At 52.4% G+C, this 8,700-nt stretch carries 6 protein-coding genes and 1 pseudogene; 3 read left to right on the forward strand and 4 right to left on the reverse strand.

Features of this window, described 5'->3' with window-relative positions; all coding sequences use genetic code 11:
- A pseudogene (locus HMPREF2872_RS03550) lies at positions 1-283 on the reverse strand (transposase); the annotation flags it as partial.
- A 218-nt stretch (positions 284-501) separates the two neighbouring features.
- On the opposite strand from HMPREF2872_RS03550, the gene HMPREF2872_RS03555 reads away from it, so the two are divergent.
- Positions 502-768 carry a SemiSWEET family transporter gene (locus tag HMPREF2872_RS03555; protein WP_004518970.1) on the forward strand — a complete coding sequence of 89 codons (267 nt, stop codon included), beginning with the start codon at positions 502-504 and terminating at the stop codon, positions 766-768.
- A 149-nt stretch (positions 769-917) separates the two neighbouring features.
- Here HMPREF2872_RS03555 and mgtE read toward each other — a convergent pair whose 3' ends face one another.
- The 3 genes from mgtE to HMPREF2872_RS03565 all read right to left on the reverse strand — a co-directional run bounded on the left by mgtE (position 918) and on the right by HMPREF2872_RS03565 (position 4,250).
- The gene (mgtE, locus tag HMPREF2872_RS03560; protein ID WP_070631259.1) at positions 918-2,390 is read right to left on the reverse strand and encodes a magnesium transporter; all 1,473 of its coding nucleotides are present in this window, start codon (positions 2,388-2,390) and stop codon (positions 918-920) included.
- A gap of 232 nt (positions 2,391-2,622) precedes the next feature.
- Positions 2,623-2,715, reverse strand: coding sequence for a methionine/alanine import family NSS transporter small subunit (locus HMPREF2872_RS11235; protein WP_036472778.1), 93 nt, complete (start codon positions 2,713-2,715; stop codon positions 2,623-2,625).
- Entirely contained in the window at positions 2,715-4,250 is a 1,536-nt protein-coding gene (locus HMPREF2872_RS03565; protein WP_083311728.1) for a sodium-dependent transporter, read from the reverse strand. The genes HMPREF2872_RS11235 and HMPREF2872_RS03565 overlap by 1 nt, the downstream gene beginning before the upstream one ends.
- Positions 4,251-5,026: 776 nt before the next feature.
- On the opposite strand from HMPREF2872_RS03565, the gene gap reads away from it, so the two are divergent.
- A complete protein-coding gene (gene gap / locus HMPREF2872_RS03570) occupies positions 5,027-6,055 on the forward strand; it encodes a type I glyceraldehyde-3-phosphate dehydrogenase (RefSeq protein ID WP_003682614.1) in 1,029 nt (342 codons plus the stop codon).
- A gap of 100 nt (positions 6,056-6,155) precedes the next feature.
- Positions 6,156-8,363 (forward strand): DNA helicase II, encoded by a 2,208-nt coding sequence (gene uvrD, locus HMPREF2872_RS03575; protein WP_070631262.1) that lies wholly within the window; start codon positions 6,156-6,158, stop codon positions 8,361-8,363.
- Positions 8,364-8,700: the final 337 nt, after the last annotated feature.

The raw sequence follows: 8,700 nt of genomic DNA on the forward strand, positions 1-8,700 counted from the left end.
CTGCTCAGGCTATCCGTGTAAACAATGCTGTCCGGCATGATTTTCTTTTTGATGACAGGGAATAACGTTTCAGACTTGGCATTATCCACCACAACGGTATAGACCCGTCCGTTGCGTTTCAGAATGCCGAAGACAACCACTTTTCCTGCCGCACCTCGACCACGTCTGCCTTTACGCTGTCCGCCGAAATAGCTTTCGTCCAGCTCGACAGATCCCTCGAAAACCTCATCGGCAGCCAAGGCCAAATGATGGATGATGACATACATATTTTGCGGTAGAATAGAGTTATTTATCCTGCGACTAGGTAGAAGGCGCGGAAAGTCCGGCAGAACTGGTCAGCCTGATTGAAAGCGGCGACTACGAAGCCCTGCTTGCCGAAGATTCGGACGAACATGGCCAAGGCCACGAACATCATTGCGGCTGCGGCTGTTCCCTCGGCTGAGTCAGCCTGCCCATATTATCTACCGCCTCGATTTTCATATTAAAAGGAGACTTACCAGCATGATAAGCAAAGCAAAATTCAATACCGTTGTCGGCAGCATAGGAGCGGCAATAGGTATTTTCGTATTTGTCGCCTATATCCCCCAAATTATCGCCAATATGCAAGGGGCAAAGGCGCAGCCGTGGCAACCCCTGTTTGCAGCAGTATCCTGTCTGATTTGGGTTTTGTACGGTTGGAGCAAAGAACCCCGGAAAGACTGGATTCTGATTATACCCAACGCAGTCGGCGTGATATTGGGATTTCTGACTTTTCTGACTTCGCTTTAAACAAGGGGCTAATCTACGTCAGCCCCAAAACTAAACGCCCTCATGATGTAAAGCTTTAAAAAACAGCAAAGGCCGTCTGAAAATTGAAATTTCAGACGGCCTTTTAAACGGTTTGAAAAGGACGTATCGAACACGTCTTTTTTTTCCTATTACAACAGGAACATGGTTGCTAATCCCAAGAAAATCAGGAAGCCGCCGGAGTCGGTAACCGCGGTAATCAGCACCGAGCTGCCCAATGCCGGGTCGCGTCCGGCTTTGTCCATCATGACGGGAATGAGGACGCCGACGGTCGCGGCCAGCAAAAGGTTCAAGGTCATCGCGGCCACCATGACCAAACCGATGCCGATGTTGCCGTAGAGCAGCCATGAAATCACGCCCATTACCGTGCCCCAAATAATGCCGTTGACGAGGGCGACGCCGACTTCTTTTTTCAGCAGGCGGCCTGCCTGCGTACTGGTCATTTGTCCCATTGCCATGGCGCGGACGATCATGGTGATGGTTTGGTTGCCGGAGTTGCCGCCGATGCCGGCGACGATGGGCATCAGTGCGGCCAGTGCGACGATTTTCTCGATACTGCCTTCAAATGCGCCAATTACGCGGCTGGCGATAAAGGCGGTACACAGGTTGATGGCAAGCCACATCCAGCGGTTTTTCACCGAGTCCCAAATCGGGGCGAACAAGTCCTCTTCTTCTTGCAAACCGGCCATGTTAAACATGTCGGCTTCGGATTCTTCACGGATCACGTCCACCATTTCGTCAATGGTGATCCTGCCGATCAGCTTTTTGTTTTCATCGACAACCGGCGCGGTGACCAAGTCATAACGTTCAAACGCCTGTGCCGCTTCTTCCACGTCGTCTTCGGGACGGAAGCGCACGACATCGGTGGCCATCACGTCCGCCACCATGTCTTCGGGGTCGGCGACCAAGAGTTTGCGGATGGGCAACACGCCTTGCAACACGTCGTTTTCATCAACCACGAAAATCTTGTCGGTATGGTCGGGCAGGCTGTCGAAACGGCGCAAGTAGCGCAACACGACCTCACACGCCACATCGGCGCGGATGCTGACCAATTCAAAGTCCATAATCGCGCCGACTTGGTTATCTTCGTAAGACATCGCCGCTTTGACCTGCTCGCGTTCTTCTTCATCACGCGTTTGCAGCGCTTCGTACACCACTTGGTGCGGCAGGTCGTCTGCCAGTTCTGCCAATTCGTCTGCGTCCAAATCATCGACGGCGGCCAACAGCTCGTCTTTGTCCATGGACTCGATCAGCATTTCGCGCACGGAGTCGGATACTTCCAGCAAGACTTCGCCGTCGTCTTCAGGGGCGACCAAAAGCCAAACGATGTTACGCTCGCGCGGCGGCAGGGATTCCAAGACGGCGGCCACGTCGGCAGGGTGCAACTCGGCCAAGAGGACGGTCAGCTCGGTGAACTTGTCGCGCAGGCTTGCGTCTTCAATCGGCATGCCTGCTTCGATTTGTTCAAAGGACGGCTCGAGGATTTCGCATAAGGCGTGGATGCGGTCGATATCGTCAGAGATGCGATCGTCAGAAATGCGGTCTTCTACCACATCATTGTCGGGGGTATTGTCGAGATTCGGAGGGGTTTGTTCGATGCTCATGAATGCTCCGCCCGCCGGACGCGGGAAGGCATTTCGGCGGGATGATTATTGTTGTTGTGTATCAGATGGGAAGTTCAAAGGCGAACTGGGAAGGTCCATAATTCAAGCCTACTGAGAGGCACAGAGTTGTAAACGGTGCATATTCTACTCTTTTTTAGGCCGTTTTACCATTTTTAACGGGAAAGGCCGTCTGAAATTTAAATTTCAGACGGCCTTTTCATTTGCTCAAACCTTATTCTTTAGGCAGGCGCAGGACGGAGACGATGAATCCGCCCCAAATGACGATCAATGCGACAAGCATCATAATAATGGCTGAAGTACTCATTATTCGTCTCCTTCACGTTCGTGTTCATGTTCGTCTTTGACGTTGAAGTTCTGACCATGTTTCCACGGCAAGAACGACAGCAGGACAGACAATACCAAGAGAGCGCCGACCATGCCCCAACCGAAGATATTGAGGAAGCTGTCAGGATAGCCGCTGTAATTCTCTTTTAAGAGGCCGGCGGTATCTTGATAAAGCATATAGCCGAGCATAGCGACGGTAACCACCACGCTGGCAGTCCAAACTTTACCGACACGGATGGAAGACAGCGCGTTCAAGTGATTGCGCAGTTCCGGCAGCTTGTGTAACAGGACAATCGCCAGAACGTAAACAAAACCAGAAGCCACAATGCCGTAGGTATTGATGAATTTATCCAATACGTCCAACACAGGCAGGCCGGTGGTCGTACCGAACAGCAAGGTAGAAATAATCGCCATTGGCACGCCTGCAATCAGAGTCGCGCTGACACGGCCGATGTTCATTTTGTCTTGAATCGCGGCCACAATCACTTCAACGATGGAAATCATGGAAGTTACACCGGCAAACACCAGCGAGCCAAAGAACAACACGCCGATCAACGCGCCCATAGGGGCTTGGTTGATGATGGTCGGGAACGCGATAAACGCCAAGCCGATACCGCTGGATGCCACTTCGCTGACTTCCTTGCCTGCCGCGTGCGCCATAAAGCCCAATGCTGCGAATACGCCGATACCGGCGAGCAACTCAAAGCTGCTGTTGGCAAAGCCGACAACCAAGCCTGTGCCGCCCAAGTCGGTTTTTTTCTTCAGGTAAGAAGAATAAGTAATCATAATGCCGAAGCAGATGGAGAGCGAGAAGAAAATCTGGCCATATGCGGCTACCCAGACTTTCGGATCTGCCAAACGGCTCCAGTCAGGCGTAAACAAAGCGTCCAAACCTTTTGCCGCACCCGGCAGAGTCAGGGCAATGCCCACCATGATGACAAACATCACCACCAACAAAGGCATGAAGAATGTGGACGCACCGGCTACACCTTTTTGTACGCCCAAAGCCATAATCGCCAGCGTAAACACCCAGACGGCAATCAGCGGGCCGGCAACTTTGCCGACAAAATCCAAACCCAAGTCTTTGGCATCGGCCATTTGCAGGAAGTCTTTGAAGAAGAATGCCTGAGGATCCGCACCCCATGCCGAAGTCAAAGAATAATAGGCATAGCTTGCCGCCCAGCCGACAATCACGGCGTAGTAGATACAGATGATGACGTTGGTCAGGAAGTTCCACCAACCCATCGGCTCAAACAAACGGCCGAGGCGACGGAAAGCCAAAGGAGGCGAACCGCGGTAACGGTGGCCGATGGCATAGTCGAGCAGCAACAGTGGAATACCTGCCGTCAACAGCGCAACCAAATAAGGGAGGATGAAAGCACCGCCGCCGTTGTCGAAAGCGATGTAAGGGAATCGCCAAATGTTGCCTAAGCCCACGGCCGAGCCGATGGCAGCAAACATAAAGGCGCGGCGACTGCTAAACGTCGCGCGTTCGCTGGATTGAGAATTTGACACGATGAACCTCTTAAAAGTCGAGTGTCGCCAAGGCCGTTCAGCCTTGCGCGTATATATTTAGGAATCAGGCCGGACAAGCCGGTCGGTTAAAGTAGATATTCGGACAAGGATAATATCCGGTATAGAGGATGCACCGCTTATGGCCATGCAAACATAATCTGACCTTATCGTAAAAAAATTTAACAGTGTTGACAAGTCATAATTAAATTTAAATCACAAGCAAAATCTTCATACACTACGACTAAAACCTTCATACACTTAATTTATATAACCCCAAACACCGCACAACCCCTCCGTTTCCCCCTCCCTTGTTCCGACCATTTCCCCTTTGCTAAAAACCGCCCTCCCCTTATCCGGCAAGGAAAAGCAGGAATCCAAGGCGTTTAAATTCCATGTCATCAAAAATGTTCAGACGGCCTTTTCCTTTTGCTCGATTAAACCCGGGCCGTCTGAAAATTACACTGTTGTATGTTGTAATCAAAAGCCACACTCACATTCTGTTTAATATAAACAAAAACAATCCGCCTCTTCCCGTTTCATTCATTACCATGATTTAAAACGAGCATAAAACACTAAAAACAGAATTAATAAAAAATAAAATTTCAAAAAATATACAATAACAATAAATTCAAACCCATATTCCTACTCTAATCATCTACAATCAAAAATAATCGAACCTAAAAATTTCAATAAAACATTAATTACACAACACTACAATTTTGCTATAATTGCCACCATTCGCTCCATAACCCAAACCCAAAAGAAGAGGAAAAGCCATGGGTATCAAAGTTGCCATCAACGGCTACGGCCGTATTGGCCGCCAAGTAGTGCGCGCTATTTTTGACTACAAACTGCAAGACCAACTCGACATCGTTGCCATCAATGCCAGCGGCAGCATCGAGACCAATGCTCACCTGACCAAATTCGACACTGTTCACGGCCGCTTCAACTCTGAAGTTTCCCACGATGAGAAACACCTCATCATCGACGGTAAAAAAATCCCTTACTTCTCTACCCGCAACCCAGCCGAATTGCCATGGGGCGAATTGGGCGTTGACCTGGTAATGGAATGTACCGGTGCGTTCACCAGCAAAGAGAAAGCCAAAATCCACTTGGAAAGCGGCGCGAAAAAAGTGCTGATTTCCGCTCCCGGCGGCGATGACGTTGACGCAACCATCGTTTACGGCGTAAACGACGACGTGATTACCGACGACATGACCGTTATCTCCAACGCATCTTGTACCACCAACTGCCTGGCACCTGTAGCCAAAGTGTTGAACGAAAACATCGGCATCGTAAACGGCGTGATGACCACCATCCACGCGCTGACCAACGACCAAACCGTAACCGACGTACGCCACAAAGACCTGCGCCGTGCGCGTAGCGGCGTGGAAAACATGATTCCGACCAAAACCGGTGCTGCAAAAGCCGTCGGTTTGGTATTGCCGGACCTGAAAGGCAAACTCGACGGCCTCGCCATCCGCGTACCGACCGTCAACGTTTCCCTGGTTGACCTGAGCTTCCAAGCAGGCCGCGACACTTCTGCCGAAGAAATCAACGCGCTGATGAAAGCCGCTTCCGAAGAAGGCCGTCTGAAAGGCGTATTGGCCTACAATACCCTGCCACTGGTTTCTATGGACTTCAACCACACTACCCAAGCCAGCACATTTGACTCTACGCTGACCAAAGTAACCGCAGGCAAAATGGTTAAAGTGTTCGCATGGTACGACAACGAGTGGGGCTTCAGCTGCCAAATGCTGAACACCGCGCGCCGTATGTTCGGTTTGGAAGTACGTCCGTTCTAATCGGCTTCCAACACAAAGGCCGTCTGAAAAGATGTTTCAGACGGCCTTTTGTATTTCCTTTAAAATATCGCATTCCCATTTATTTTCAGACGGCCTCTTCATGTTTCCCAACGAATCCGCCCCCAATCTCCTGCAAGGCTTGAACCCCGAACAACTCTCCGCCGTAACCTGGCCGCCGCAATCCGCACTCGTTTTGGCAGGCGCGGGCAGCGGCAAAACGCGCGTGCTGACCACGCGTATCGCTTGGCTTTTGCAAACCGGACAAGCCAGCGTACACAGCATTATGGCGGTAACGTTTACCAACAAAGCCGCCAAAGAGATGCAAACCCGTCTCGGCGCGATGATTCCCATCAACGTCCGCGCCATGTGGCTCGGCACGTTCCACGGTCTCTGCCACCGCTTTCTACGGCTGCACCACCGCGACGCCGGCCTGCCGTCTTCCTTTCAAATCCTCGACAGCGGCGACCAGCTTTCCCTTATCAAACGACTGCTCAAAAGCCTCAACATCGCCGAAGAAATCATCGCGCCGCGTTCGCTGCAAGGCTTTATCAACGCGCAAAAAGAATCCGGTTTGCGCGCTTCCGTGTTGAGCGCACCCGATCCGCACACAAGCCGCATGATCGAATGCTACGCCGAATACGACAAAATCTGCCAACGCGAAGGCGTGGTCGATTTTGCCGAACTCATGCTCCGCAGCTACGAAATGCTGCAAAGCAATGAAATCCTGCGCCAGCACTACCAAAACCGCTTCAATCACATTCTCGTCGACGAGTTTCAAGACACCAACAAACTGCAATACGCCTGGCTCAAACTCATGGCGGGCGGCAACGCGGCGGTATTTGCCGTCGGCGACGACGACCAAAGCATCTACCGTTTCCGCGGTGCGAACGTCGGCAACATGACCGCGCTGATGGAAGAGTTCCACATCGACGCGCCCGTCAAACTCGAACAAAACTACCGCTCCGTCGGCAACATCCTCGCCGCCGCCAACGCCGTTATCGAAAACAACGACGAACGCCTCGGCAAAAACCTGCGCACCGATGCCGAAGCAGGCGACAAAATCCGCTACTACTCCGCCTTTACCGACCTTGAAGAAGCCCAGTTCATCGTGGACGAAACCAAAGCCCTCGAACGCGAAGGCTGGGATTTGGACGAAATCGCCGTCCTCTACCGCAGCAACGCCCAATCCCGCGTTATCGAACAAAGCCTGTTCCGCAGCGGCATCCCCTACAAAATCTACGGCGGGCTGCGCTTTTACGAACGCCAAGAAATCAAACACGCGCTCGCCTACCTGCGCCTTGCCGTCAATCCCGACGACGACAACGCCCTCTTGCGCGTCATCAACTTCCCGCCGCGCGGCATCGGCGCACGCACCGTCGAAAACCTTCAGACGGCCTCAAGCGAACAAGGCATCACCCTCTGGCAGGCAGCCTGCAACGCCGGCGCAAAAGCCACCAAAGTCGCCGCCTTCGTCCGCCTCATTGAAGCCCTACGCAACCAAGTCGGACAACTACCCCTGTCCGAAATCATCGTCGGCATCCTCAAAGACAGCGGCCTGACCGAACACTACAAAACCCAAAAAGGCGACAACCAAGACCGCCTCGACAACCTCGACGAACTCGTCAACGCCGCCATCGAGTTCAAACCCGAAGACAGCAACTTTGAGACCCTGCCTGAAAACATTTCAGACGACCCCGCCTTCCCCATCCTTGCTTTCTTGAGCAACGCCGCCCTCGAATCCGGCGAAAACCAAGCAGGTGCAGGCGAAAAAGCCGTCCAACTGATGACCGTCCACGCCTCCAAAGGCTTGGAATTTAACGCCGTCTTCCTCACCGGTATGGAAGAAGGCCGCTTCCCCAGCGAAATGAGCCTTGCCGAACGCGGCGGCCTCGAAGAAGAACGCCGCCTCATGTACGTCGCCATCACCCGTGCCCGCAAACGCCTCTACATCACCATGGCGCAACAACGCATGCTGCACGGACAAACCCAATTCGGCATCGTCTCCCGCTTCGTCGAAGAAATCCCACCCGAAGTGCTGCACTACCTGTCCGTCAAAAAGACCGCCTACGACAGCTACGGCAGCCCGCGCCAAACCGCCGCGCCCAGAGACAAAATCATCGACGACTACAAACAGCCGCAAACCTACGCAGGCTTCCGCATCGGCCAAAACGTCCGCCACGCCAAATTCGGCACCGGCGTCATCATCGATGCCGTAGACAAAGGCGAATCCGCCCGACTGACCATCAACTTCGGCAAACAGGGTGTGAAAGAGCTGGATACCAAGTTTGCGAAATTGGAAGAGATGTAGAAGGGAGATGGCAGAGGTCGTCTGAAACCCGTAGAATGGGCTTTGCCCAAGAATCAAAAACAAAATTTCAGACGACTTCTTTTACCCAGCATTGTCGTGGACAAAGCCCACGCTACAATGCACATTGACGAGGCGAAAGGCCGTCTGAAAACTGGATTCCAGACGACCTTTGCACTAAGAGGTTTCCAGACGACGTTTGAGATTGTCTGAAAGTTGGAAACAATGGTTTGAACAGCAAAAAACGCGTGCGTGCGTACCGCACACACCCTACACCTCGGTTTTAAAGTTTGTGCCATTCGCAGGTGGGGTGTGTGGCACAGCCACGCACGCGGTTGGT

The organism is Neisseria sp. HMSC069H12 (assembly GCF_001812735.1).
GTDB lineage: Bacteria > Pseudomonadota > Gammaproteobacteria > Burkholderiales > Neisseriaceae > Neisseria > Neisseria subflava.

Bases quoted from the DNA above. Each gene is read 5' to 3' on its own strand.
- HMPREF2872_RS03555 (WP_004518970.1), top strand. From the start codon at position 502: ATGATAAGCAAAGCAAAATTCAATACCGTTGTCGGCAGCATAGGAGCG.
- mgtE (WP_070631259.1), bottom strand. From the start codon at position 2,390: ATGAGCATCGAACAAACCCCTCCGAATCTCGACAATACCCCCGACAAT.
- HMPREF2872_RS11235 (WP_036472778.1), bottom strand. From the start codon at position 2,715: ATGAGTACTTCAGCCATTATTATGATGCTTGTCGCATTGATCGTCATT.
- gap (WP_003682614.1), top strand. From the start codon at position 5,027: ATGGGTATCAAAGTTGCCATCAACGGCTACGGCCGTATTGGCCGCCAA.
- uvrD (WP_070631262.1), top strand. From the start codon at position 6,156: ATGTTTCCCAACGAATCCGCCCCCAATCTCCTGCAAGGCTTGAACCCC.